Raw genomic sequence first — 24,327 nt, forward strand, 5'->3', positions numbered from 1 at the left:
GAAAGCCGCGCCTAGACTGGCGCGAGCCCCAGGCGGGCATGCCACTTCGTATTTACGGGAGTCCCTCTTTGGATACACCGAACACCGCTCCGCTCGCGGGCGTCAGGATCCTGGACCTTTCGCGGCTGCTGCCCGGTCCGCTGGGCGCGCAATACCTGGCCGACCTGGGAGCCGACGTCATCAAGATCGAGGATACGCAGGCGGGCGATTATGCGCCGCCGCCCCTGCGCGCCATCTGCAACCGCAACAAGCGCGGGCTGCGGCTGGATCTCAAACATCCCGAGGGACAGGCAGCGCTGGCGGCGCTGGCGCGCGGCGCGGACGTGGTGATCGAGAGTTTCCGTCCGGGCGTGGCCGCGCGGCTGCAGGCCGACTACGCCACCCTGGCGCGCCACAATCCCCGGCTGGTCTACTGCAGCATCACCGGCTACGGCCAGGATGGCCCGCAGCGCGACGCCGCGGGCCACGATCTGAACTACGCGGCCTGCGCCGGAGTCGCCGATCAGATGGGCTGCGGGCCCGATCTGCCGGCGCTGTCGAACCTGCCCGTGGCCGACATCCTTGGAGGCTCGCTTACGGCGGTAATGGGCATCCTGGCCGCGCTGTACGACGCCCAGCGCAGCGGACGCGGACGGTACATCGATATCGCCATTGCCGACGGCCTGCTGGCTGGCGCCGTCGTGCCGCTGGCCACGCTCAATGCCCGCGGCGACACGCGGCCGGCGGGCGCCGATACCCTGTCCGGCGGACTGGCCTGCTATGGCCAGTACCGCGCCGCGGACGGACGCTATTTGGCGGTCGCCGCGCTGGAATTGAAATTCTGGGAAACGCTGTGCCGGCGGCTGGATCGTCCCGATCTGGCTCCGCTGCACCGCAACGGCGACGCGGCGCAGCAGGCGCGCGTGCGCCGCGAATTGCAGCAGATCTTCGGATCGCGCCCGCTGGCGCATTGGCTGGAACTGTTTGAAGGCGCCGACTGCTGCGTGTCGCCCGTGCTCAAACTGGCGGAAGGCCTGACGCATCCGCAGTTCGTCGCCCGCGGCATGTCGCTGCAGACCGAGCACCCGGTCTACGGCCGCAACACCCATGTGGCCAGCCCGGTGAAGATGTCGGGCTTCCAGTTCGCCATACATCGCCAGGCCCCGCTGCCCGGCGAACACACCGATCAGATCCTGCGCGAGGCCGGCTACAGCGAGCCGGACGTCGCCAGCCTGATCGGGCGCGGCATTGCGCTGTAGGCACATACGGCCAGCCTCGCCCGCCCCCCAAGCGACCATAACCAGGACGGAGACAATCATGAACGATCCTCATCGCAGCCTTCCCTCGCCCCTGCGCCGCAGCCTGCTCAAGCTGGGCGCGGCCCTGCCCGCCACGCTGGCCTTGCCGCGTCCGGCCAGCGCCACGGGCTTTCCGGCCCGCCCTGTCACGCTCATCGTGCCATTTCCGGCTGGCGGCGCGACCGATACGCAGATGCGCGCGCTGGCGATCGCGGCCACGCGCGAACTGGGCCAGACGGTCGTCATCGCCAACCGGCCGGGCGCGGGCGGCACACTGGGCCCGGCAGCCATGGCGCAGACCGCCGCACCCGACGGCTATACGGTGTCGGTGGTGGTCGGCACCTTGTTCCGCTACCCCTTTCTGCAGCAGGTCAATTACGACCCGCTCAAGGACTTCACCTACGTCGCCTGCATGACCGCCTATTCCTACGCCATCGTGGTGCGCGAGGACGCGCCCTGGCGCACGCTGGACGAGCTGATCGCGGACGCGCGCGCCCATCCCGACAAGATCAGCTACGGCGGCACCGGCACCGGCGGCTCCGGGCGCATCGCGATCGAACGCCTGTCGCGGCTGACGAACACGCGCTTCAATTTCATCCCCTACAAGGGCGCGGCCGAAGAGACCACCGCGCTGCTGGGCGGCCATATCCAGATGATCTCGGACGCGGGTTGGGGGCCGATGATAGACACCGGCAAAGCCCGCTTGCTGGCGGTGCTGGGCGAAGCCCGCGCCAAGCGCGTGCCGGACGCGCCCACGCTGACGGAACTGGGCTATCCCATCGTCGCGGCCAATCCGGTCGGCATCGCCGGACCGAAGGGCATGGATCCCGAGGTCACACGCATCCTGCAGCAAGCCTTCCACCGCGCGTCCCGCGATCCGGAGTACAACCGCGCGCTGGAAACCGCCGACCAGCCCCACATGCTGATGGACAGCGCCGCCTACACCGACTTCGCAGTCCGCCAAGTCGCGGAAGAAAGGAAATTCGTTGCCGAGCTGGGCCTGAAGAACTAGCCGCGCCTTCAGCCTGCGGGACTCAGCATGGAGTCGCGCAGGCGCAGCACCGACGCGCAAGACGTGTCGCGATGCGTCACCAGCGACAGGGACAGCGCATCGTGCGCGTCGGCGTCGGTCAGCGGCACGAAGGCCACGTGCGGGGTGGAATACGCGCGCGTCACGCCCGGCACCAGTGCCAGGCCCATGCCGCTGGCGACCAGGCTGATCAGCGTCTGCACCTGTATCGCCTCCTGGCTGATGCGCGGCGAAAACCCGGCCTTGAGGCATAGCGCCTGCGCCACGCCGTGCAGGCCCGGCACTTTCAGGGGCGAATACAGCACGAAGTTCTCGGCGCGGGCGCGCTCCAGGCTGACCGGCCCGCCCGCGGCCAGCGGATGCCCCGCCGGCACGGCCAGGATGAGGTCGTCGCGCTCCACCACCCAGGAGTCCAGCGCCGCGTCTTCCGCCAACGGACCGCGCATCAGGCCTGCATCGATATCGTTGGCGCGCAGCATCGCGACCAGGCCGACCGTGCTGTCCTCGCGCAGGTCCAGTTGCACGCCCGGATACTGCGCGCGAAAGACCGGCAGGCAGCGCGGCAGCAGCATGTAGGTAGCCGAGCCCACGAATCCCAGCCGCAGCGTACCCCACTCGCCCAGCGCCACGCGGCGGGCAGCCTGGCGCGCCTGGTCGGCGTGGAACAGCGCTCGGCGCACGTCCGCCATCAGCGCCTGGCCCGCAGGCGTCGGCGTCACGCCCTTGGGGCCGCGCACCAGCAGCGGCGCGCCCACCGCGTGTTCCAGTTTCTGGATCGAGACCGACAGCGCCGGCTGCGCAATATGCAGCGTGTCCGCGGCGCGCCGATAGCTGCCCAGCTCCGCGATGGTGACGAACTGCCGGAGCTGCCGCAAATCGATAGCCATAATAAATTCCATATCGCCCAATACCGATGCCATATTAGACGTGTATGCCGACGGCCGATAGGATTTCCGCCATGACAGCCACTCCCCTATCCCAAGCCAGCGCATTGGGCGGCGTGCGCATCCTGGACCTGACGTCCGTGGTGTTCGGCCCCTACGCCTCGCAGATACTCGCCGACTACGGCGCCGACGTGATCAAGGTGGAATCGCCCGCGGGCGATTCGACGCGGCATACCGGCCCCGCCCAGGAACCCGGGCTGGCCGCCATCTTCCTGGGCCTGAACCGCAACAAGCGCAGCATCGTGCTGGATCTGAAGCAGGCGGCGGCGCGCCAGACGCTGTTGACGATGGTGGACCAGGCCGACGTGCTGATGCACAGCATGCGCCCGGCCAAGATGGCCGCGCTGGGACTGGATCCGGACACGCTGTGCGCGCGCAACCCGCGGCTGGTCTACGCCGGCCTGTACGGCTTCGGCGCGGGCGGCGCCTATGACGGCCTGCCGGCGTACGACGACATCATCCAGGGCCTCTCGGGCCTGGCCGACCTGGTGGACCGCCAGACCGGCGCGCCGCGCTACCTGCCCACCGTGGCCGCCGACAAGACTTGCGGGCTGATCGCGGCGCACGCCATCCTGGCCGCGCTGTTCCAGCGCGAGCGCACCGGCGCGGGCCAACAGCTGGAAGTGCCCATGTTCGAAAGCATGGCGTCCTACGCGCTGGTCGAGCATTACTACGGCAGGCACCTGGCCGACGAGCCCGGCGAGGCCGGTTATCCGCGCGTGCTCACGCCCTGGCGCAAACCGTGCAAAACCGCCGACGGCCATGTCTGCCTGATGCCGTATACCGACGCCCACTGGCGCGACTTCTTCATCGCCGCGGACCGCCCCGATCTGGCGCAGGACGCGCGCTTTGCCGACATCGCATCGCGCACGCGGCACATCGAAACGCTCTACGAACTGCAAGCAGGCATCGTGGCCGGGCGCGATACCGCCTACTGGCTGGCGCTGTGCGCGCGCCTGGAAATCCCCGCCGCGCCCATCAACCGCCTGCAGGACCTGGAGGCCGACCCGCACCTGCAAAGCGTGGATTTCTTCGCGCCGCTAGCAAGCGCTTCCGGCAGCCGCTACCGCTTTCCCCGCAACCCGGTACGTCTGCAGCATTCCCATGTGCCGGCCGCGATGCCGCCGCGCCTGGGCGAGCACACGCTGGACGTGCTGCGCCAGGCCGGCCTGGACGACGCGCAAATCGCCGGGCTTCTGGAATCGGGCGCAGCTCGCGACGCGCATCCCTCAACCCCGAACAACCGCAAGGACCCCGCATGACCGCCGACCGCAACGCCGCCGACATCAAGCAGCTTGGCCAGGGCTATTACTGGCAGGACCTGGCCGTGGGCCAGCGCTTTCAGACGTTCCGCCGCACGGTGACCGAAACCGACATCGTCAACTTCATCAGCGTGACCGGCATGCTGGAGACGATCTTCATCGACGCCACCTATGCCCATGGCGCGATCCAGGGACGCCCCGCCCCCGGCGGCCTGACCTACGGCCTGATCGAGGGGCTGATCATGCAGGGCATGGTGCAAGGCACCGGGCTGGCGCTACTGGAAGTCCACAAGAAAATGCTGGCGCCCGTGGTCGCGGGCGACACCATCTGGGCGGAGATCGAAGTCACGAGCATACGCCCCACCTCGCAGCACAACCGGGCAGTGGTCGCCTCGGTGATCGAAGTACGCAACCAGCACGGCAAGCCGGTAATGGCCTACACGGCCACGCGCATGCTGGCCGGCAGGCCCTGAACTTTCATCAGGCGATCAAGCGCCCCATAGAGGGCGCTGGCGCCGGGACGCCATCCGCGTCACAAGAACAGCACAAGGAGACAAGCAATGAAGAAAGCACTGCTGGCGGGCAGCCTCGCCATTCTCGCGCTGGGCGCCGCCGCAAGCGCCCACGCCGCCTGGCCCGAACGCCCCATCACCATGGTGGTGCCCTTCCCGCCTGGAGGGCCGACCGATCTGGTCGCCCGGGTGCTGGCCAAGCAGCTGACCGACCAGTTGGGCCAGACCGTCGTGGTCGAAAACAAGGGCGGCGCCAACGGCAACATCGGCATGCAGTACGCGGCTGCCGCCAAGCCCGATGGCTACACCGTGCTGTACAACACCTCCTCCATCGCGCTCAGCCCCAATCTGTACCGGTCGCTGGCCTTCGACCCGGTCAAGGACTTCGCGCCGGTGTCCTCCACGGCGGTGATCCCGCTGGTGCTGCTGGTGCATCCTTCCGTGCCGGCGCCGGACACGCGGACCTTCGTGCAGTATGCGCGCGAGCATCCCGGCAAGCTGTCGTATGGGTCGGCCGGCGCCGGCAACGTCACGCACCTGGGCGCCCTGCTGCTGTTGCGCTCGCTCGAGATCGACGCGGTGCACGTCCCCTATCGCGGCAGCGCCCCGGCCATGACGGATCTGGTCGGCGGGCAGGTGCAGCTCATGACCAATACGCTGAACGATTCGCTGGGCTTCATCCGCGAAGGCAAGCTGCGCGCGCTGGCCGTGACCAGCGGCACGCGCAGCGAGCAATTGCCCGACGTGCCGACGGTGGCGGAAACGGTGGCGCCCGGATTCGAGATGGGCGCCTGGCAAGGCGTGGTGGTACCGGCAGGCACGCCAGCGCCGGTCATCGACAAACTGAACGCCGAAATCCGCCGCGCGCTGCAATCGCCTGAAATGACCAGGCAGCTCAAGGCACAAGGCGCGCAGGCGCTGGGTTCCACGCCGCAGGAATACGCTGCCTACATCAAGAGCGAAATCGCGCGCTGGGGAGAAGTGGTTAAGGCGGCCAACGTGAAGCTGGACTAATGGTTGCTGAAGACAAACGCAAAAACGCTCGCGAACTGAACCGCCCCCAGGTTTTCTAGTTGCACTAACCACCTTTGAACGAACTCACGCGGCGTCAGTCGGCTGAGCGAACAGTGGGGGCGATGATGCCTGCGTAAGCACCCGTGTCAAGCCTTCCACGCTGGGGGACCTTCTTTTATTTCGAAAACTCCTGTGCTTGCGCACTGCACCCGGAGCTCACACCGATATCTCATCTCGTGGATTTCCAAGCTATGAGTTTGAGGAGTTTTGTCCTCGCACGAATTTGGGAAAATAGCTCCCCGCGCCAGAAAGCAGTGAGATGAAGAGAGCAGGATATGCTGGAGGCCGTTGAGTGAATTTTCAGATGTCGACGCGCGCTATGCCACCATGATTGAGAGGCGCGGGTCCATCCTTTTCATTCATATTGAAAGGACCTACCCATGAAGGACAAACTTTACAACCCAACTTCCGCACATTTATCCCGATTTGCGCCGTTATGCATCACGGTGGCTATGCAGGTATTGCCCTTGTCGTTGGCGCCGATCGTCGCAACGGCTCGGAATTTTGATGCGTCTGCACTTGATGCGGATCAATTCAGTCTGGGAATGGTCGGATTTGCTGGCGGCATATCCGGAGCCGAAAAGGAAATGGCGAAAATTCTCGAAAGACCGGATGCGGATGATTTCTTCTTGTCGGTCATCAATGATGACAACCGGAGCACGGTGGCAAAACTCTATGCGCTATGCGGTTTGAAGAAAGGCAAGAGCACAGCCTTTGGATATGCATTCGAGAAAATTCAGGCCATGAACTCGAGTGTATCTGTCATGCATGGGGATGTTATGAAAAAAGAGAGCGCGGGAGATCTTGCGGTGCAAGTAAAAAATGGTCGTTGCTGATTTCTTCAGAAAAATAGAATGAGAGAAATCTCGGCGAAAGACCTGCTCTTCATCGCCGACGGAATGGATTTATCGAGAGGAAATCGCGGCGAGTCGTTTGGCTTTCTTTGGGTAGCGGCGATGTCAGTGATCGGGCTGCCATGAACCTCCGACTTGCTGTCGGAGGCTGTATTTCCAGGGCTGCCGAACTGGCAGCAAAACTCAGCGGCCGTTGGCCTTGGCCGTGATGCCGTTGGCCGCGCCCATGTCGGTATTGGGCACGTCGCGCAGCAGCACGCGCACGTCCTGGCCGGAGATGCCGATGCTGGCGCACACCGCCTGGTTCAGCGCCGCGATCAGCGCGGCCTTCTTGGCTTCGTCGCGGCCCGAGATCAGCGCGACGTCGACACGCGCCATGGCCTTGCCGATTTCACCGCCCACGATCACATGCGCCGCCGGCACTTCCTGCAGCACGATGCGCACGCTGGGCAGCGGCGCAGCGATGCTTTCAACCACCGCGTTGGATGCGGCCTGCAGCAACGCAGCCTTCTGGGCGGCCGTGTGGCCTTCCATGATCTGGACATTCAAAATTGGCATGACTGATTCCGATGTTCCGAAAAAGGAGAAACCGGCCCAGGCGGCCGGCAAACCATCATATCCGGATCGGAGCGCCGCGGACGGCCGCGCGGCCCCAATCCGGATTAGGGTTTCTCCCTGTCAGGCCGCCTGGTCGCGGCGCTCGGGTTCGGACTGCTCCTGCGCGTCGGTGGCAGCGGCGGCTTCCGCCGCGGGCGCCGTTTCGGCCAGGGCCGGCGTCACCAGCTCCACGACCTTCTTGCGCGACAGCATGCCGATAAACTCATCGTCTTCGCCGGTCACCGCGACCGGCTGGTCGCTGTGCACCAGCTGGGCCAGCACTTCGCCCAGGCCGGCCGTGGCCGGCACGGAAGCCAGATCCTCGACGTAGCGCGAGATATCGCGCGCGCCTTCCTCGATGGCGCGCGTGGCGGCCTCGGCGGTCAGCACGCCGGCCAGCCGCTTGCCGTCCAGCACCGGCGCATATTCGTAGCTCAGGGCGCGCATGCGGTCCATGGCATGGGCGGGACGCGAACGCATGGTCAGGGTCAGGCGCGCCGGGTTCACGGCGTGCGTGGCGTTGAGCACCTTGGTGCGGTTCACGTCCTGCAGGAACGACTGCACGTAGTCGTTGGCCGGGTTCAGCAGGATGTCCTCCGGCGTGCCTTCCTGCACCAGTTCGCCGTCCTTGAGGATGGCGATGCGGTTGCCCAGGCGCAGGGCTTCGTCCAGGTCATGGGTGATGAAGACGATGGTCTTGTTGAGCTTGGCCTGCAGCTGCAGCAACTGGTCCTGCATCTCGCGGCGGATGAGCGGATCCAGCGCCGAGAAGGCTTCGTCCATCAACAGGATTTCGGCATCGGTGGCCAGCGCCCGGGCCAGGCCGACACGCTGTTGCATGCCGCCCGACAACTGGTGCGGGTACTGGTTTTCAAAGCCCGACAGGCCCACCTGGTCCAGCCATTCGCGGGCGCGCTTTTCGCGTTCGGCGCGGCCCACGCCCTGCACGGTCAGGCCGTAGGCGGCGTTGTCCAGCACGGTGCGGTGCGGGAACAGGCCAAAGCGCTGGAACACCATGCTCATCTTCTTTTGGCGGAAGACCTCCAGGTCGCGCTTATTCAGGCTGACCACATCCACGCCATCGACCAGGATGTGGCCGGCGCTGGGTTCGATCAGGCGGTTGAAGTGGCGGATCAGCGTGGACTTGCCGGAACCCGACAGGCCCATGATGACGTAGATGCTGCCTTCTTCGATCGACAGGCTGATGTCGCGCAGGCCCAGCGTGTGGCCGCTCTCGGCCAGCAGTTGTTCCTTGCTCATGCCGCCCTGGGCGGCTTCCAGCCATTTCTTCGGATGCGGGCCGAAGACCTTGTAGATGTTCTTGACCTCGATCTTGCTCATCGCTGGCCTCCCATGCGCATGCGCTGTCCATACGATTGCGTGATCCGGTCGAACAGCACGGCCAGCACCACGATACCCAAGCCCGCCAGCAGGCCGCGGCCTACTTCAAGACGGTTGATGCCGAGCAACACTTCATAACCCAGGCCGCGCGCGCCGATCATCGAGGCGATCACCACCATCGACAGGGCCATCATCGTGGTCTGGTTGATGCCGGCCATGATGTTGGGCAGCGCCAGCGGCAGTTGCACGCCGAACAGCTGCTGGCGCGGATTGGCGCCGAAGGCGCGCGAGGCTTCCAGCACTTCGCGGTCGACCAGGCGGATGCCCAGGTCGGTCAGGCGGATCAGCGGCGGCACGGCGTAGATCACGGTGGCGATGATGGCCGGGATCTTGCCCAGGCCGAACAGCATGACCACGGGAATCAGGTACACGAAGCTGGGCATGGTCTGCATCACGTCCAGCACCGGCAGCATGATGGAGCGCAGCCAGTTGACCCGCGCCATCAGTACGCCCAGCGGGATGCCGATGATCACCGACAGGCCGGCCGCCATGATCATGAGCGCCAGCGTCTGCATGCCGGCGTCCCACAGGCCCAGCACGCCGATCACGCACAGCAGCGCGCCCATCGCCAGGCTCAGGCCGATACGGCGGCTGACGCCCCAGGCGATCGCGATCGTCACCGCGACCACCGCCCACCAGGGCGAATTGCGCAGCAGCTGCTCCAGCCACACCAAGGCATGCAGGACGGGCTGGGACAGGGTCTCCAGCGTGTCGGCATAGTTGGTGACCAAGTGATCGACAAAGCCGTCGATCGCCCCCCGGACCTGCCGGGCGGGAATAATTTCAGGAAACATTCGTTCTACTCCATTCTGGCGCACTCACCGCCCGGACCGCGCCCGCATGCCCAGGAATCGGGCGATGCGGCGCAAGCTTGCGGCTTCCAGCTAGAAAACGGCCGGCCATCCCGGCAGCGCCAGCGCATCTCGGTCCGGGCGCGAGCGCCCGGCCGGCGGCCATCCTGGCAAAGGAAACCGGCCCCATGAAGGGCCGGAGCGCGCCGCGACGGCGCGCAGCCAGGCACATGGCGGGTTACAGCGCGCTTTGGACGCGCCCGGCGACGTCGGCGGGGACCCACTTGGTCCAGACGTCGGGTTTGTTCTTCAGGAACCACTTGGCCACGGCGTTGGCTTCGTCGCCGGACTCTTCCATGTGGGCCAGGGTTTCGTTGATCACCGGCAGCGGCACCGAGACCTTGGACAGGAATTCGGTGAGCTTGGGCGCTTCCTCGGAGAACTTGGTGTTCACCGCCGTGAAGACGGGGTTGTCGGGATAGGCGCTGGGCTCGGGCTTGGCGCACTTGGGCGACGTCAGGCACTTGTGCTTTTCGGCGTCGTAGGGCGGCATGTCCAGCTTGACCAGGTCCATCGAACCCACCAGCGGCGTGGGCGACCAGTAGTAGAAGACCACGTTCTGCTTGCGCTTGTAGGCCGACATCAGGGCCGCCTTCTGCGCCGCGCCCGTGCCGGGCGAATACAGGGTGTAGCTGTCGTCCAGCTTCAGGGCGTGGAACAGGTTATTGCTGGTGATCTCGCAGCCCCAGCCCGCCGGGCAGCCGTAGAAGCGGCCTTTGCCGGGCTCTTCCGGATCCTTGAACTTGTCCTTGAACTTCGGCAGGTCGGCCGCGGACTTCAATTCGGGCAGGCGTTCCGCCGTGTAACGCGGGATGTACCAGCCCTCGGCGCCCATGTAGAGATCGCCGATGCGCTTGACCTTGCCGGTCTTCTCGGCGCGGTCCCAGGGATCGGCAACGCTGTTCAGCCAGATCTCGGTATTGATATCCAGGTCGCCGCGTTCCAGCGCAGCCAGGGCGGGCAGGGTTTCGGTCGGCAGGGTCTCGGTTTTGCAACCGTAGCCCTTTTCCATGATGAAACGTTCGACGTCAACCAGGACCAGATTGGATTCCCAGTTCATCGCGCCGAAATTGACCGGGCGCTTGATTTCGCACTGGACGGCATCGGCGGCTTGGGCCGCGCCGGCGAAGGCGAAGAACACAGCCGCGGCGGCCAGGGTCTTGACAGGGGTAAAACGCATTGGCTTTTGCCTCCATAGGTTCAGGGACACACGCCAGGCTTGGGCCCGGAGGTGCCATGGAGCTAAGGGGGTTGTGCGGAAGACGGGCAGAACCGCCAATACAAACCGACACTAGCAACAAGACGGTCCGCGAGGGTGCGGCATCTTGCAAGACAGGAGCTTCAAAAACGCAGTTTTTGAAAACCCACAGAAAGTGAACAAACTGAACGAAGAAGCCAGCATCTTAAACGAAATTGATGCTCAACCCAACCCCACCCCGGAATGAATCAGATACATTTCCCGAAAAAATGGTCCGGGATTACCCGCAAGCGCAAGGAGTGAAACAGCGACTTTACCTAGGGGATTTTGATTCAGACGAAGAGATACATTCAGTAAATAATAAATTCATATCCATACGCTTTAGCCGCTTCAAACGGGCCGGAAATCGCGGTTCCGGCCAGCGGATGGACGCGTTTCGGACAGTTTTCCGTCGCCAATTCCATTGAAATCGACCATCCTGCGGACATCTGCCGGCCGCTACTCGTTCTTGGCGTACATGTAATCCCGGCGCCAGGGGTAGGCAAGGTCCGGCGGATTGTCCAGCTCGTCGGAGCGTCCTGTCGCCGGGTGCTGTCCCAGGATCTGGTGCAGCGCAATCCAGCCGTGCTCGAACGCCATGGCGCAGCCAGCCAGGTACAGCCGGTAGGCGCGCAGCGAACGCTCGCCCTGCTCGCCGCCCAGGATGCGCGCCGCTTCAGGCAGGCGCGCCTCCAGCGCATCGCTCCAGGCCCACAGGGTGCGCGCGTAATGCGGCCGCAGGTTTTCCACGTCCACCTCTTCCAGGCCGCCGTTGGTCAGGGTTTCCATCACCACGCTGACATGGGTCAGCTCGCCGCCCGGGAAGATGTATTTCTCGATGAATTCGCCCATGCCGTTGCCCAGCTCGGCGTTGTAGACGCCGGCCGCGGTAATGCCATGGTTCATGATCAGTCCGCCAGGCTTGAGCAGGCGGCGCAGCTTGGCGAAATAGCCTTCGAGCTGGGCCCGGCCCACGTGCTCGAACATGCCGACCGACGCGATCTTGTCGTAGGGCGCGGATTCGTCCTGCTTGCGGTAGTCCAGCAGCTCCATGCGGACCCGGCCTGCAAGCCCCTTCTCCTGGATCAGTTTGCTGACATGGGCATGCTGATTGCGCGACAGGGTGATGCCGGTGGCGTCCACGCCATAATGCTCGGCGGCCCACAGCAGCAGGCCGCCCCAGCCCGCCCCCACGTCCAGGAACCGTTCGCCCGCACGCAGGCGCAGCTTGCGGCAGATGTGGTCCAGCTTGGCCTCCTGGGCCTGGGCCAGCGTCATGCCCGGTTCGCGGTAGTAGGCGCAGGAATAGACCCGGCGCGGGTCCAGCCAGAGGGCGTAGAAGTCATCCGACAGGTCGTAGTGAAATTCGATCTGCTTGGCGTCGCGCTCGACCGAATGGCGCCAGACCGACACCACCTTGCGCACCAGCTCGGTCAGCCAGCCGCCGCGAGCCGCGTCCACCGGCGACCCCGGCAGCAGCGCCGAAGCCGCGGCCATCACATCGCGCATATTGCCCTCGATGTCGATGCGGCCTTCCACATAATCCTGCCCCAGCACGCCCACCGCGCCTTCGGCCAGATGCGCCAGGGCAGTCTTGTCGTGCGTGACGAAACGAACACGGGGTTCGGGCGGCCCCAGCACGGCGCCGTCGGGCAGAACCAGCTGGACCGGGACCGGCAGGGCCTGGAGTTTGCGTTCCACAACAGACAACAAAGGATTCACGACTTCTCCTCTGGAATACGTACGGACCGCAATGACTTTATCGGAAAAAACTTGCAATTTGCTTGTAAGGTTGCCCGTGATACAGTCGTTTACTTGGCCCAAACCGTGCAACAAACCGCATCCGGGCCCTGCCACTGCGCTACCCCGCAATCGACATGCCCCCTTCACAGTCTTTCCGCAGCAGCCTGCCTGGCTGGCTGATACTCATGGGCGCGCTGACCGCGATCGGTCCGTTCGCCATCGACATGTACCTGCCCGCCTTCCCCACGATCGCGGCAAACCTGGGCGTGTCCCGCGGCGACGTCGAACGCACGCTGGCCGCCTACCTGATCGGCCTGGCGATGGTGCAAGTGTTCTATGGCCCCATGGCCGACCGCTACGGCCGCAAGCCGCCGTTGCTCGTCGGCCTGACGCTGTTCATGATCGGTTCGCTGGGGTGCGCACTGTCCGGATCGGTGGAAGCGTTGACCGGCTGGCGCGTGGTGCAGGCCATGGGCGGCGCCGCCGGCATCGTGATCCCGCGTGCGGTCATCCGCGACCATTACGAAACCCATGAAGCCGCCCGCGCGATGTCGCTGCTGATGCTCATCATGGGCCTCGCCCCCATCCTCGCGCCCTTGGCCGGCGGCCAGTTGCTGGCAATCACCTCGTGGCGCAGCCTGTTCTGGGTCATGCTGGCCGGCGGTGCGATGCTGATGGCCGCCGTCATCCTGATCATGAAGGAATCGCTGGCGCCTGAACGCGTGGTGCCGCTGCGCTGGCACACCATACTGCGCAACTACCGCGACCTGTTCGCGCACCGTGGCTTCATGGCGCACAGCCTGGCCGGCGGCTTCGGCCAGGCTGGCATGTTCGCCTACATCATCGGCTCGCCGCGCGTCTTCATCGAACTCTACGGCGTGCCGCCCCAGTACTACGGCCTGCTGTTCGGCACCAACGCGCTGTCGCTCATCATCTGCTCGCAGATCAGCGCGCGCCTGCTGCGCGCCTACACGCCGCGCCAATTGCAGCGCCGCGCGCTGACCTCGCTGGCCTGCGCCAGCCTGGCGGCGGTCGCGCTGACGCTGGCCGGCTGGATGAGCCTGCCCCTGCTGATGCTGTGCCTCATCTGCTACATGGGCAGCCAGGGCTTCGTCAATCCCAACTCGGCGGCGCTGGCGCTGGCGGACCAGGGCAAGCGGCTGGGCGCGGCTTCCGCACTATTGGGGACGCTGCAATTGTCCTGCGGCGCGCTGGCCGGTTTTGCCGTCAGCGCCTGGCAGACCGACAGCGCCCTGCCCCTGACGACCACGCTGGCGGCCTGCGCCTGCCTGTCCTGGATCTCGGGCCGCGTGGCGCAATCGCACACCACATAGCGTCGCCGCTTGATTTAATTAGGCTTTTCATATTAGAATCTAAGTCTTCACATGAAGTTTCCCGTGCCGAACTACTATGCTTTGTAGTTCAGCACTCTGACCCCAACCGCGCGATGTCTGGCGATTCCTTCCGGGATTTCCAGAAGTTCTTACAAGAATTCAGCGGGTGGCAGGCAGCGGGTATAAGCACTGGGGCGGACCAGACTGGGCTTTGATGGCCATTCCGATCCCCCCTCATCCACTAAGACTGGGTGGCCGGCTTAGGCAAGGTACAGCAGCAGCGTACGAAGCCTCTACAGCCCGGCGGCTAAAACCCTGTCTACCCCCCAAGCGATGCGCGCAAAAGAACGACCTAAAGAGGTGCATCCATGGCACGCGTATGCCAAGTGACCGGCAAAGGCCCGATGGTGGGCAACAATGTTTCGCACGCGAACAACAAGACCAAGCGTCGCTTCCTGCCCAACCTGCAATCGCGCCGGTTCTGGGTTGAAAGCGAAAACCGCTGGGTCCGCCTGCGTGTTTCGGCCAAGGCCATCCGCACGATCGACAAGAACGGCATCGACGCCGTGCTGGCCGAAATGCGTGCCCGCGGCGAACTGGCTTAATCAGCCTCCCCGCCAATCTACATACTAGGAGCACGACATGGCCAAAGGTATCCGCGAAAAGATCAAGCTCGAGTCGACTGCCGGCACGGGTCATTTCTACACGACCACCAAGAACAAGCGCAACATGCCCGAGAAGATGCTGATCAAGAAATTTGATCCGGTCGCTCGCAAGCACGTTGACTACAAGGAAACCAAGCTGAAGTAATTCAGCCGGTTTTCCCGCAAGACGAAAAGGCCCTGCACCGCAGGGCCTTTTTTCGTTTCCGGGCGGGCGCTGCGCGCCGCGCCTGTCTATTGCCCCGGGGCGAAGGCCCATGTTCCAATTGGGCCGCTGTCATCCGCCGCGCCTGCTGGCGCCAGATTCCTTCTCCACGCGATACCTGACATGTTCCGTCCCTGCCTCACTCTGTTGCGCCGCGCCGTGGCGCCGGCACTCCTGGCCCTGGCGCTGACTTCCGCCGCCTCGGCCAAGGACAAGGAGCCGCCCATCCGCATCGGCGAGATCAACAGCTACAAGGCCATCCCCGCCTTCCTCGGCCCCTACAAGAAGGGTTGGCAGCTGGCGCTGGAAGAGGTCAATGCAAGCGGCGGCGTGCTGGGCCGAAAGCTGGAAGTGATCTCGCGCGACGACAACGGCAACCCCGGCGATTCGGTGCGCGCGGCCCAGGAATTGCTGGCCCGCGAAAAGGTCGAGCTGCTGTTCGGCGGCTTTCTTTCAAATACCGGCCTGGCGCTGACGGATTTCGCCAAGCAGCAGCAGGTGTTCTTCCTGGCGGCCGAACCCCTCACCGACAAGATCACCTGGCAGGACGGCAACCGCTACACCTACCGCCTGCGCCCCTCCACCTGGATGCACGTGGCGGCGCTGGCCCCCAAGGCGCTGGCCTTGCGCAAGAAGCGCTGGGCCATCGTCTATCCCAACTATGAATATGGTCAGTCCGCCGTGGCCACCTTCAAGGCCATGATGACTTCGTTCCAGTCCGACGTGGAATTCGTCGCCGAGCAGGCCGTGCCGCTGGGCAAGGTCGATGCCGGCGCCGTGGTGCAGGCCCTGGCCGACGCCAAGCCCGACGCGATCTTCAACGTGCTGTTCGCCGCCGACCTGACGCGCTTCGTGCGCGAAGGCAATACCCGCGGCCTGTTCGAGAACCGCGCCGTGGTGTCGGTGCTGTCCGGCGAACCCGAATACCTGGAGCCGCTGGGCGCCGACACGCCCACCGGCTGGATCGTCACCGGCTACCCCTGGTACGCCATCGACACCCCGGCCAATAACGCCTTCGTCGAAGCCTACAAGAAGCGCTACAACGAAACGCCCAAGGTCGGCTCGGTCGTGGGCTACGCGTCCCTCATGTCGATCGCCCAGGGCCTGAAGGCGGCGGGCGAAGTGGACACGGAAAAACTGGTCGACGCGTTTGCGGGCCTGAAGGTGGACACGCCCTACGGCCCCATCCAGTACCGCAAGATCGACCACCAGTCGACCATGGGCGTGTACGTGGGCGTGACCGCGGTGGAAGACGGCAAGGGCATCATGAAGGATTTCGCCTACATCGACGGCGCCCGCCTGCAGCCGCCTGACGAACAAGTGCGCAAGATGCGTCCGGCGCACTGATGAGCCTGTCCGGGCTGCTGCTGCAGCTGCTCAATGGGCTGGCGGACGCCAGCGCGCTGTTCCTGGTCGCCGCCGGCCTGTCGCTGATCTTCGGCGTCACGCGCGTGGTGAACTTCGCGCACGGCTCTTTCTACATGCTAGGGGTCTACCTGGCGTGGACCTTCACCAACTACTTCGGCGACGGCGCGGGCTATTGGGCCGGGCTGCTGCTGGCGGCGCTGGCCACGGGCCTCATCGGCGCGGCCGCCGAATGGCTGGTGCTGCGGCGCCTGTACCAGGCGCCCGAACTGTTCCAGCTGCTGGCGACTTTTGCGCTGGTGCTCATCATCGGCGACGCCGCGCTGGCCATCTGGGGGCCGGAAGACCTGTTCGCGGCGCGCGCCCCCGGCCTGTCCTGCGCAGTCCAGATCCTGGGCCGGCGCTATCCCGAGTACGACCTGCTACTGATCGCCGCCGGCCCCGTGGTGCTGGGCCTGCTGTGGCTGCTGCTGATGCGCACCCGCTGGGGCCGGCTGCTGCGGGCCGCGGCGGAGAACCGCAAGATGCTGGCCGCGCTGGGCGTGAACCAGGCCTGGCTGTTCACCTCGGCATTCACCCTGGGCGCGTTCCTGGCCGGCCTGGGCGGGGCGCTGGCGGCGCCGCGCGTGCCCGCCACCCTGGGCCTGGACCTGGAAATCATCGCCAGCGCCTTCGTGGTGGTGGTGGTGGGCGGCCTGGGTTCGATTCCCGGCGCCTTCCTCGCCGCCCTGCTGATCTGCTCGATCAAGGCATTGTTCGTGTTCCTGGGGCAGGTGCAGATCGGCCCCTGGCTCTTCAATCTGTCCAAACTCACGCTGCTGGCGGAATTCGCCGTGATGGCCGTGGTGCTGGTCGTGCGCCCCTGGGGCCTGCTGGGCAAGCCGCCCGAGCCTGCGGCGCACGCCGCCGCGCCCGAGCGCCCGATCGCCCCGGCCGGCCGCGGGCTGCGGCTGGCCTATGGCGCGCTGCTGGCGCTCCTGCTGCTGGCGCCGGTGGCGGCCGCGCACAGCCCCTATCTGGGCATCCTGCTGACCGAAATCCTGATCGCCGCGCTGTTTGCCGCCAGCCTGCATTTCCTCACCGGACTGGCCGGCATGACCTCGTTCGGCCATGCTGCCTGGTTCGGCCTGGGCGCCTATGGCGCCGCGCTGCTCCTGAAGCTGGCGGCCGTGCCGATGGAAGCGGCGCTGCTGCTGGGCCCCTTCGCCGCCGCATTCGGCGCCCTGCTGTTCGGCTGGTTCTGCGTGCGCCTGTCCGGCGTGTACCTGGCGATGCTGACCCTGGCGGTGGCGCAGATCCTCTGGGCGCTGGCCTATCAATGGGATGACGTGACGGGCGGCAGCAACGGCCTGATCGGGCTGTGGCCGTCGGCCTGGCTCGCCCAGGGCCCATGGTTCTATTACCTGACGCTGGCGCTGTGCGTGGCCGGCATCGCCTGGCTGCGCCGCCTGGCGTTCTCGCCGCTGGGCTATGCGCTGCGGGGCGTGCGCGATTCGGCGCTGCGCGCCGAGGCGCTGGGCATGGATACCCGGCGCGTGCAATGGGCGGGCTTCGTGGCCGCGTCCTTTGCCGCCGGCCTCGCGGGCTCGCTCTACGCGTTTTCCAAGGGCAGCATAGCGCCCGACACGCTGGCCGTGAGCCGCTCCGTGGACGGACTGGTCATGGTGCTGCTGGGCGGGTTGCAGACGCTGGCCGGCCCGCTCGTAGGCGCGGCGTCCTACACCTGGCTGCAGGATGCCGCCGCGCGCAGCACCGAGTACTGGCACGCGGTGCTGGGGCTGGCCATCCTGGCCCTGGTCATGGCCTTTCCCGAGGGGCTGGCCGGCGCCGCCGCGCGCCTGGCCGCGCGCTGGAACAGGGGGCGCGCATGAATACCGCCCCCTTGCTGCAAGTCCGCGAACTGCGCAAATCGTTCGGCGGCATCGACGCGTTGGCTGGCGTGTCATTCACGCTGGAAGCCGGCCGGATGCTCGCCCTGATCGGCCCCAACGGCGCCGGCAAGTCCACCTGCTTCAACGCGCTGGGCGGGCAACTGCGGCCCGACTCGGGCTCGGTGCTGCTGGACGGCCGCGAACTGGTGGGCTTGTCGGCGGGCAAGATCTGCCGGCTGGGCGTGGGGCGCACCTTCCAGACCGCCGCCACCTTCCGCTCCATGACGGTGCGCGAAAACGTGCAGACGGCGCTGCTGTCGCGCGACCGGCTGCTGCTGAACCCCTGGCGCCGGGCCACCCGGCACGCGGCCGAGGAGGCCATGACGCTGCTGTCGCAGGTGCAGATGGCGGACAAGGCGCAGGAGCACTGCGGCACGCTGGCCTACGGTGACGTCAAGCGGGTGGAACTGGCGATGGCCCTGGCGCACCAGCCGCGCCTCTTGCTGATGGACGAACCCACGGCGGGCATGGCCACCAATGAACGCCATGCGCTGATGCGGCTGACGCGCACGCTGGCGGACACCCAGCGCATTGCGGTCCTGTTCACCGAGCACAGCCTGGACGTGGTCTTCAAGCATGCCGACCGCATCGCGGTGCTGGTGCGCGGCAGCCTGCTGGCCGAGGGCGAGCCCGCGCAGATTGCGGCCGACGAGCGGGTCCGCGCGGCCTATCTGGGCACGGAAGCGCCGCAGCCGGCCTGAGCCGGCCGCGCACGCGGCCTCAGTCGTTCCTCAGCCCGTTGGGCTGGCATTCCCAGAAGATCTTGGCCTGGCATCCCTCGCAGATGCCTCGGTCCAGCTTGGCGTAGATCGTATGCAGCGCCGTCGCCTTGTCGGGAAAGACATGGTCCTCGCCCAGGCGCTGCAGAAAGCCCGTGCGGCGCCACATGTCCAGCACTTCCGGCCGCGGGCGGTGGAAATACAAGTCCCCACCCATGGCCCGCCTGGCGGCGAGCTCGTCTTCCCAGACCTGCGCGCCGGCCATGTCGATGAAGTTCATGCTCTTGGCCATTACCAGCAGATGGCGCGGCGCCCCCGGGGCCGCGCGCAGCTCGTGCAGGCGCTGCGCCACGTGCGTGGCGGCGCCGAAATAGACCGAGCCCTCCATGCGCAGCAGCTTCAACTGCGGGCATTCTGGCAAGGCGTCCTGCGCATGCTCCAGCACCACGAAGCGCCGCTCCAGTCCGCGCGTATCGAAGCCCATGGTGCGCATTGCGGGCCGCGAAGTGCGGTGCAGATAGACCATCAGCGACAACACCGTGCCCAGCAGGATCGCCACTTCCATGCGTATGGTGATGGTGGCGGTCAGCGTGGCGGCGGCGATGACCGCTTCGCCGCGCTGGGTCCGGATCAGTTGCCGCCAGCGCGGGATATCGAACAGGGTCCAGGCCACCAGCAGCAGCAGCCCGGAAATCGCGGCGTGCGGGATCATGGCCAGAAGCGGCGCCGACAAGGCCACCAGCGCCACCAGCAGCAGGGCCGAGAACACGGACGCCAGCGGCGTCTTGGCGCCAGCCTCGTAGTTGGGAATGGACCGGTTGAGCGACCCGCAGGACAGGTAGCAGGAGAAGAATCCGCCCACGATATTGGACAGCCCCTGCCCCACGAACTCGCGGTTGGCGTCGATGCGCTGGCCCGAACGCGTCGCCACGGCCTTGGCGATGGAGATGGATTGCGCCAACGCCACGATGGTCAGCGCGAAGGCCACGCTCAGCAATTCGGGCAAGGCGCGCCAATCGACGCTGGGAATATGGAAAGGCGGCCAGGGCTGGGCCAGCGCGCCCAGCACGGACACCGGCGCGCCATCGGTCAGCGCGTTGAAGGCGGCGGCCGCCAGCGCCCCCGCCGCCAGGCCCGCGAGCATGTAGGGCTTGCGCTTGTCCAGCCGCCGCACCAGCAGCGCCACGGCCAGGGTGGTCAGCGTCACCAGCAAGGCGCCCCAGTGCACCTGCGCCAGATTCGCGGCCAGGCTGGCCAGCAAGGCGCCCGCGCCGTGCGCGTCCGGCGCCGGCATGCCCAGCGCGTCCTTCAGCGCATGCACGGCGATCAGCAGGGCCGCGCCGCTGGTGAAGCCGAACAGCGCCGATGGCGAGATGAAATGCGCCAGCGAGCCCAGCCTGAGCGTACCCACCAGCCATTGCATCAGCCCGACCAGCACGGTCACGGCCAGCGCCAGCTGGATGTAGCCCTGGCTGCCGGCGACCGCCAGCGGCGTCAACACCGCATAGAGCGCCAGCGAGTTGGCATTGGTCGGGCCCGACATGACATGGCGGCTGGACCCGAAGAGCGCCGCGACGATACAGGGCACGATGGCGGAATACAGGCCGTACTCGGGCGGCAGGCCCGCCAGCATGGCGAACGCCACGCCTTGCGGCAGCACCAGCAGCGCGCCCAGCAGGCCCGCCGTCGCATCCGCGCGCAAGGTCCGCGCATTGACCTCGTCCACCCACGAGCCGAACAACCGGCGCGCGACGCTCATCCCCCCCTGCATCATTCTTTCTTGTCCCTCGGCATCTGCTTTCTGATTGATTCCGCCTGCGGCGCACAGGGCTGGCGGCGGGTCGCCTAGCGTAATCGCTAGCGCCCCTTGCGCGCAACGCGTCCCGCTTACTTCAGGTAACGGCGTTCCAGCTCCCGCATATGGGCGTCGCCCTGCAGCGCAATGATCTCCTTGACCGCCGGCAGCGCCGCGTCCACCTGGTGGATGCCGCCATCGCGGCGGATGCGGGCGAACACATCCCGCATCGCCCCCACCGCGGCGCGGATGGCGTGGTTGCCATAGATGACCAGGCCCACCTTGCCCAGCGCCTGGATATCGGCTTCGCGCAATTGGGGATAGGCGGTAGGCACCAGCACCAGCGGCGCGCGCCCTTGCCATGCGGCCACGAACGACAGGATCTCGTCGGGCGTGTTCTGCTTGGAATGGATCAGGATGGCATCCGCGCCGGCGGCCTCATACGCGCGGGCGCGGGCCAGCGCCTCCTGCTCGCCAGCGCCCGCGATCAGGGCCTCGGTCCGGGCGATCACGCAGAAATCCGCATCGCGGCGGGCGCCGCAGGCGGCTTCGATCTTGCCCTGGAATTCCTCGACCCGCACCAGTTCCTGCCTGCCGGCCGCGCGCAGGCTGGTGTCCTTGGGAAAGGTCTTGTCCTCCATCACCACCGCCGACACACCCGCGGCTTCATACTGCGGCACCATGTACGCGACATTGATCGCGTTGCCGAATCCGGTGTCGATGTCGGCGATGACGGGCACGTCCACCGCGGCGGCGATCGCCCGCATCATGTCCAGATGCTGCGAGGGCGAGAGTATGTTGGCGTCGGGCACGGCATAGCTGGCCGACAGCTCGAAGCCGCTGCCCCAGATGGCATCGAACCCGGCTTCCGCCGCCAGCCTGGCGGACAGCGGGTTGTGCGCCGACATGGCGTGCATCAGGCTGGGATCCTGCAATTTCTGGCGGAAACGGGCGTTTCTGTTCATGGCGGGCAGGTAGGCGAAAACCCGGCGCGCCGCGCGCCGGCTGCGGCCATCGTAGCGCCAATTCCCGCGTTGCCCGAAACTTCAGCCGGCCTCGCCGCCGCGTCGCGCCTTCATGGCCTGCCCGATGCCTGCCAGCGCATCGTCCGGGATCAGCCGCGCCGCCATCGGCAGCAGTTCGCTTTCTTCACGCTGGATATGCGCGGCGTAGGCATCGGTGAAGTCCTGCACCTGCCCCGGGGGCAGATCGGCCTGGCGGCCCGCCGCGATCTCGGCGAGCACCCGGCGCAAGGGCTCCCAACGCTGTGCCAGCTGCCGGTGCTCGGCCACCAGACCGTCCACCAGCGCGTGCAGACAGACGGCGTCGGAGCCGGCCATGGACTCGATCAGGGCCGGGAAGAGGTCCTCTTCCTCGTCCTCGTGGTGGTGCGCAGCCGCGGTATCGAAGTAGCGCATGACGCTGGCCGCCGCGGTTTGCGCCGCGGCGTCGCTGCCATGCACCGGCAGGTGCGCGGCAAGGCGTCCCAAGGTCGCGCACTGGCGGGAAATGCGGCCGTGGCAGGCCGACAGCAATGCCAAGGGATCATCCGCGCCCGGCGCCGGGGCCGGACCTCCAGGAAAGCTCACCGCCATCGCACACCTCCGTTATCCGGCGTGGCCACGCCACCACAAGCGGATGGAATCCCACGCGCGTCCCGCGAATCCGGCCTCGGCCACCGGTTCCAGCGCCACCACCGGAAACTGCATGGCGGGCTTGCCGTCCACCAGCACACGCACCGCGCCGACTGCGGACTGGGCCGCGATCGGCGCAATCAGCGGATCTTGCGGCGTCCAGACCGGTTCGACCTTGGCGCCCGCGGGTACCGTCACGTACGCATCGCGCGCGAATCCGGCCTTCAGGCTGTCCTGCTCGCCCTTCCAGACCTCGGGCGTGGCGACCGCCTGGCCGCGCGCGTACAGCTTGATGGTATTGAACCCCTGAAAGCCCCACTCCAGCAACTCGCGGCTTTCCTGCGTGCGCAGCTTGTCCGACGCCGTGCCCACCACCACCGTGATGAGGCGGCGCTGGTCAGCGCCGTTGGGCCGCTGCGCGGTGGCGACAATGCAAAAGCCGGCCGATTCAGTGTGCCCGGTCTTCAGGCCGTCCACGCTGGGATCCAGCCACAGCAAGCGGTTGCGGTTCGGCTGCGTGATCTTGTTGTACGTGAAATGCTTGGCCGAATCGTAGGTCTTGTAGAGCTGGGGAAAGTCGCGGATGTAGCGCGTGGCCAGCACGGACAGGTCGCTGGCGGTGGAGTAGGTCCCGGGATCCGGCAGGCCGTGCGGGCTGGCGAAATGCGTGGCATGCAGGCCGAGCCTGGCGGCGGTTTCGTTCATCCGCGCCACGAAGGCCTCGACGCTGCCCGACACGGCCTCGGCCAGCGCGATGGCCGCGTCGTTGCCCGATTGGATCATCAGGCCGCGCAACAGATCGTCCACCGACACTTTCGAGCCAGGCTCCAGGAACATCTTCGAGCTGCCCGCCGGCACCTTCCAGGCGCGGGTCGACACCGTGACCATTTGCGCCGCGGACAGCTCTTTCTTGCTGAGCGCCTCGAACACCACGTAGGCCGTCATGATCTTGGTCAGGGACGCTGGCTCGATGCGGGTCGTCGCCGCATGCGACGCGATCACCTGTCCGCTGGTCTCGTCCAGCAAGAGCCAGGCCTTGGCCGACAAGGCCGGCGCGGGCACCGTTTGCGCCACGGCGCCCGACATGCACGCGGCCGCGACGATCAGGCTCGCCGCCAACTTCTTCATCAACATATAACTGCTTCGCTTCCATGCTTGGTTTTTCCCGCGCGGGTCTCGCGCAGGGCACGCAATTGGAACACGCTCGACGCAGTTGGTTCAGTGCCGCAGGCATTTGAAAAGATGCGCGATGAATGTCACGACATCTTGCTGGAGCCCTTCTACAAAGCACTTTCTGTGTCGAAAACAACAAACAAGGGCCAAAAACCCGCTAGAAAACCGCATTAATCGCCACTCTTCCGCTATCATCGGCCGCGTAGCGTCAAACGCCGATACCCGGCACGCGCTGCTCCATGACCTCAACATACGGATTTTGACCATGGCCACGAAAGCAAAAGCTCCTGCCAAGAAAGTCACCAAGCCCGCCGCCAAGGCGCCCGCAAAGAAGGCAACTGCTGCCAAACCCGCTGTGAAGCCCGCTGCAAAGCCGGCCGTCAAGAAGGTCGTCGCCGCCAAGAAGGTCGCTGCTGCCCCCAAGGCCATCAAGGCTGCTCTGAACAAGACCCAGCTCATCGCCTACATCGTTGAGCAATCCGGCGTTGAAGCCAAGTCGGTCAAGGCCGTCCTGGCCAGCCTGGAAACCTCGGTGCTGGGTTCCGTGGACAAGAAGGGCGCCGGCGAATTCACGCTGCCCGGCCTGTTCAAGGTTGCCGTGCAGAAGGTTCCCGCCAAGGCCAAGCGCTTCGGCAAGGATCCGTTCACCGGTGAAGAGCGCTGGTTCCCCGCCAAGCCGGCTTCGGTCAAGGTGAAGGTTCGCCCGCTCAAGAAGCTGAAGGACGCC

At 66.2% G+C, this 24,327-nt stretch carries 24 protein-coding genes; 14 read left to right on the forward strand and 10 right to left on the reverse strand.

Annotated elements, in window-relative coordinates:
• Positions 1-68: 68 nt before the first annotated feature.
• Both N5C88_RS09215 and N5C88_RS09220 read left to right on the forward strand, forming a co-directional pair.
• Positions 69-1,238: a CaiB/BaiF CoA-transferase family protein gene (locus tag N5C88_RS09215; protein WP_187524035.1), complete on the forward strand. Its 1,170-nt coding sequence runs from the start codon at positions 69-71 to the stop codon at positions 1,236-1,238.
• Positions 1,239-1,296: 58 nt separating this feature from the next.
• Positions 1,297-2,289 carry a tripartite tricarboxylate transporter substrate binding protein gene (locus N5C88_RS09220; RefSeq protein WP_280015213.1) on the forward strand — a complete coding sequence of 331 codons (993 nt, stop codon included), beginning with the start codon at positions 1,297-1,299 and terminating at the stop codon, positions 2,287-2,289.
• A gap of 8 nt (positions 2,290-2,297) precedes the next feature.
• Here the strand turns inward: N5C88_RS09220 and N5C88_RS09225 are convergent, their stop codons facing one another.
• Positions 2,298-3,194, reverse strand: a complete 897-nt coding sequence (locus N5C88_RS09225; RefSeq protein ID WP_280015214.1) for a LysR family transcriptional regulator — start codon at positions 3,192-3,194, stop codon at positions 2,298-2,300.
• Positions 3,195-3,265: 71 nt separating this feature from the next.
• Between N5C88_RS09225 and N5C88_RS09230 the strand changes: the two genes are divergently transcribed.
• The 5 genes from N5C88_RS09230 (at position 3,266) to N5C88_RS09250 (ending at position 7,079) form a co-directional block, all read left to right on the forward strand.
• Complete coding sequence (locus N5C88_RS09230) at positions 3,266-4,513, forward strand: CoA transferase (protein WP_280015215.1); 1,248 nt, start codon at positions 3,266-3,268, stop codon at positions 4,511-4,513.
• Positions 4,510-4,986 carry a MaoC family dehydratase gene (locus tag N5C88_RS09235; RefSeq protein ID WP_192355211.1) on the forward strand — a complete coding sequence of 159 codons (477 nt, stop codon included), beginning with the start codon at positions 4,510-4,512 and terminating at the stop codon, positions 4,984-4,986. The genes N5C88_RS09230 and N5C88_RS09235 overlap by 4 nt, the downstream gene beginning before the upstream one ends.
• Before the next feature lie 87 nt (positions 4,987-5,073).
• A complete protein-coding gene (locus tag N5C88_RS09240) occupies positions 5,074-6,039 on the forward strand; it encodes a tripartite tricarboxylate transporter substrate binding protein (protein ID WP_059371757.1) in 966 nt (321 codons plus the stop codon).
• A gap of 440 nt (positions 6,040-6,479) precedes the next feature.
• The gene (locus N5C88_RS09245; RefSeq protein ID WP_124260409.1) at positions 6,480-6,935 is read left to right on the forward strand and encodes a hypothetical protein; all 456 of its coding nucleotides are present in this window, start codon (positions 6,480-6,482) and stop codon (positions 6,933-6,935) included.
• A gap of 18 nt (positions 6,936-6,953) precedes the next feature.
• The gene (locus N5C88_RS09250; protein ID WP_262422097.1) at positions 6,954-7,079 is read left to right on the forward strand and encodes a hypothetical protein; all 126 of its coding nucleotides are present in this window, start codon (positions 6,954-6,956) and stop codon (positions 7,077-7,079) included.
• A gap of 57 nt (positions 7,080-7,136) precedes the next feature.
• Here N5C88_RS09250 and N5C88_RS09255 read toward each other — a convergent pair whose 3' ends face one another.
• The 5 genes from N5C88_RS09255 to N5C88_RS09275 all read right to left on the reverse strand — a co-directional run bounded on the left by N5C88_RS09255 (position 7,137) and on the right by N5C88_RS09275 (position 12,761).
• Complete coding sequence (locus N5C88_RS09255; RefSeq protein ID WP_054451217.1) at positions 7,137-7,511, reverse strand: tautomerase family protein; 375 nt, start codon at positions 7,509-7,511, stop codon at positions 7,137-7,139.
• A 120-nt stretch (positions 7,512-7,631) separates the two neighbouring features.
• Positions 7,632-8,891, reverse strand: coding sequence for a glycine betaine/L-proline ABC transporter ATP-binding protein (locus N5C88_RS09260; RefSeq protein WP_251881273.1), 1,260 nt, complete (start codon positions 8,889-8,891; stop codon positions 7,632-7,634).
• Positions 8,888-9,745, reverse strand: a complete 858-nt coding sequence (locus N5C88_RS09265; RefSeq protein WP_054451215.1) for a proline/glycine betaine ABC transporter permease — start codon at positions 9,743-9,745, stop codon at positions 8,888-8,890. The genes N5C88_RS09260 and N5C88_RS09265 overlap by 4 nt, the downstream gene beginning before the upstream one ends.
• A gap of 235 nt (positions 9,746-9,980) precedes the next feature.
• Positions 9,981-10,982, reverse strand: coding sequence for an ABC transporter substrate-binding protein (locus N5C88_RS09270; protein ID WP_054451214.1), 1,002 nt, complete (start codon positions 10,980-10,982; stop codon positions 9,981-9,983).
• Between the two features lie 516 nt (positions 10,983-11,498).
• Positions 11,499-12,761 carry a class I SAM-dependent methyltransferase gene (locus N5C88_RS09275; protein WP_280015216.1) on the reverse strand — a complete coding sequence of 421 codons (1,263 nt, stop codon included), beginning with the start codon at positions 12,759-12,761 and terminating at the stop codon, positions 11,499-11,501.
• Between the two features lie 155 nt (positions 12,762-12,916).
• Between N5C88_RS09275 and N5C88_RS09280 the strand changes: the two genes are divergently transcribed.
• The 6 genes from N5C88_RS09280 to N5C88_RS09305 all read left to right on the forward strand — a co-directional run bounded on the left by N5C88_RS09280 (position 12,917) and on the right by N5C88_RS09305 (position 18,980).
• Positions 12,917-14,116 carry a Bcr/CflA family multidrug efflux MFS transporter gene (locus N5C88_RS09280; RefSeq protein ID WP_262480430.1) on the forward strand — a complete coding sequence of 400 codons (1,200 nt, stop codon included), beginning with the start codon at positions 12,917-12,919 and terminating at the stop codon, positions 14,114-14,116.
• A gap of 368 nt (positions 14,117-14,484) precedes the next feature.
• Positions 14,485-14,721 (forward strand): 50S ribosomal protein L28, encoded by a 237-nt coding sequence (gene rpmB / locus N5C88_RS09285; RefSeq protein ID WP_006385639.1) that lies wholly within the window; start codon positions 14,485-14,487, stop codon positions 14,719-14,721.
• A 37-nt stretch (positions 14,722-14,758) separates the two neighbouring features.
• Positions 14,759-14,926 carry a 50S ribosomal protein L33 gene (gene rpmG, locus N5C88_RS09290; protein ID WP_003810296.1) on the forward strand — a complete coding sequence of 56 codons (168 nt, stop codon included), beginning with the start codon at positions 14,759-14,761 and terminating at the stop codon, positions 14,924-14,926.
• A gap of 180 nt (positions 14,927-15,106) precedes the next feature.
• Positions 15,107-16,330: an ABC transporter substrate-binding protein gene (locus N5C88_RS09295; protein WP_059371754.1), complete on the forward strand. Its 1,224-nt coding sequence runs from the start codon at positions 15,107-15,109 to the stop codon at positions 16,328-16,330.
• Entirely contained in the window at positions 16,330-18,219 is a 1,890-nt protein-coding gene (locus N5C88_RS09300; RefSeq protein WP_280015217.1) for an ABC transporter permease, read from the forward strand. Before N5C88_RS09295 ends, N5C88_RS09300 begins: the two co-directional genes overlap by 1 nt.
• The gene (locus tag N5C88_RS09305; protein ID WP_059371752.1) at positions 18,216-18,980 is read left to right on the forward strand and encodes an ABC transporter ATP-binding protein; all 765 of its coding nucleotides are present in this window, start codon (positions 18,216-18,218) and stop codon (positions 18,978-18,980) included. Before N5C88_RS09300 ends, N5C88_RS09305 begins: the two co-directional genes overlap by 4 nt.
• A gap of 19 nt (positions 18,981-18,999) precedes the next feature.
• Here N5C88_RS09305 and N5C88_RS09310 read toward each other — a convergent pair whose 3' ends face one another.
• The 4 genes from N5C88_RS09310 to N5C88_RS09325 all read right to left on the reverse strand — a co-directional run bounded on the left by N5C88_RS09310 (position 19,000) and on the right by N5C88_RS09325 (position 23,561).
• Positions 19,000-20,757, reverse strand: a complete 1,758-nt coding sequence (locus N5C88_RS09310; RefSeq protein ID WP_059371751.1) for a SulP family inorganic anion transporter — start codon at positions 20,755-20,757, stop codon at positions 19,000-19,002.
• A 128-nt stretch (positions 20,758-20,885) separates the two neighbouring features.
• Positions 20,886-21,758, reverse strand: coding sequence for a phosphonopyruvate hydrolase (locus N5C88_RS09315; RefSeq protein ID WP_118934664.1), 873 nt, complete (start codon positions 21,756-21,758; stop codon positions 20,886-20,888).
• An 81-nt stretch (positions 21,759-21,839) separates the two neighbouring features.
• Positions 21,840-22,388, reverse strand: coding sequence for a hemerythrin domain-containing protein (locus N5C88_RS09320; protein ID WP_118934666.1), 549 nt, complete (start codon positions 22,386-22,388; stop codon positions 21,840-21,842).
• A gap of 12 nt (positions 22,389-22,400) precedes the next feature.
• The gene (locus tag N5C88_RS09325) at positions 22,401-23,561 is read right to left on the reverse strand and encodes a D-alanyl-D-alanine carboxypeptidase family protein (RefSeq protein WP_118934668.1); all 1,161 of its coding nucleotides are present in this window, start codon (positions 23,559-23,561) and stop codon (positions 22,401-22,403) included.
• A 304-nt stretch (positions 23,562-23,865) separates the two neighbouring features.
• On the opposite strand from N5C88_RS09325, the gene N5C88_RS09330 reads away from it, so the two are divergent.
• On the forward strand, positions 23,866-24,327 hold a 462-nt coding region (locus N5C88_RS09330; protein ID WP_280015218.1), incomplete at its 3' end, for an HU family DNA-binding protein.

Source organism: Achromobacter sp. GD03932, assembly GCF_029839485.1.
GTDB classification, from domain to species: domain Bacteria; phylum Pseudomonadota; class Gammaproteobacteria; order Burkholderiales; family Burkholderiaceae_B; genus Achromobacter; species Achromobacter bronchisepticus_A.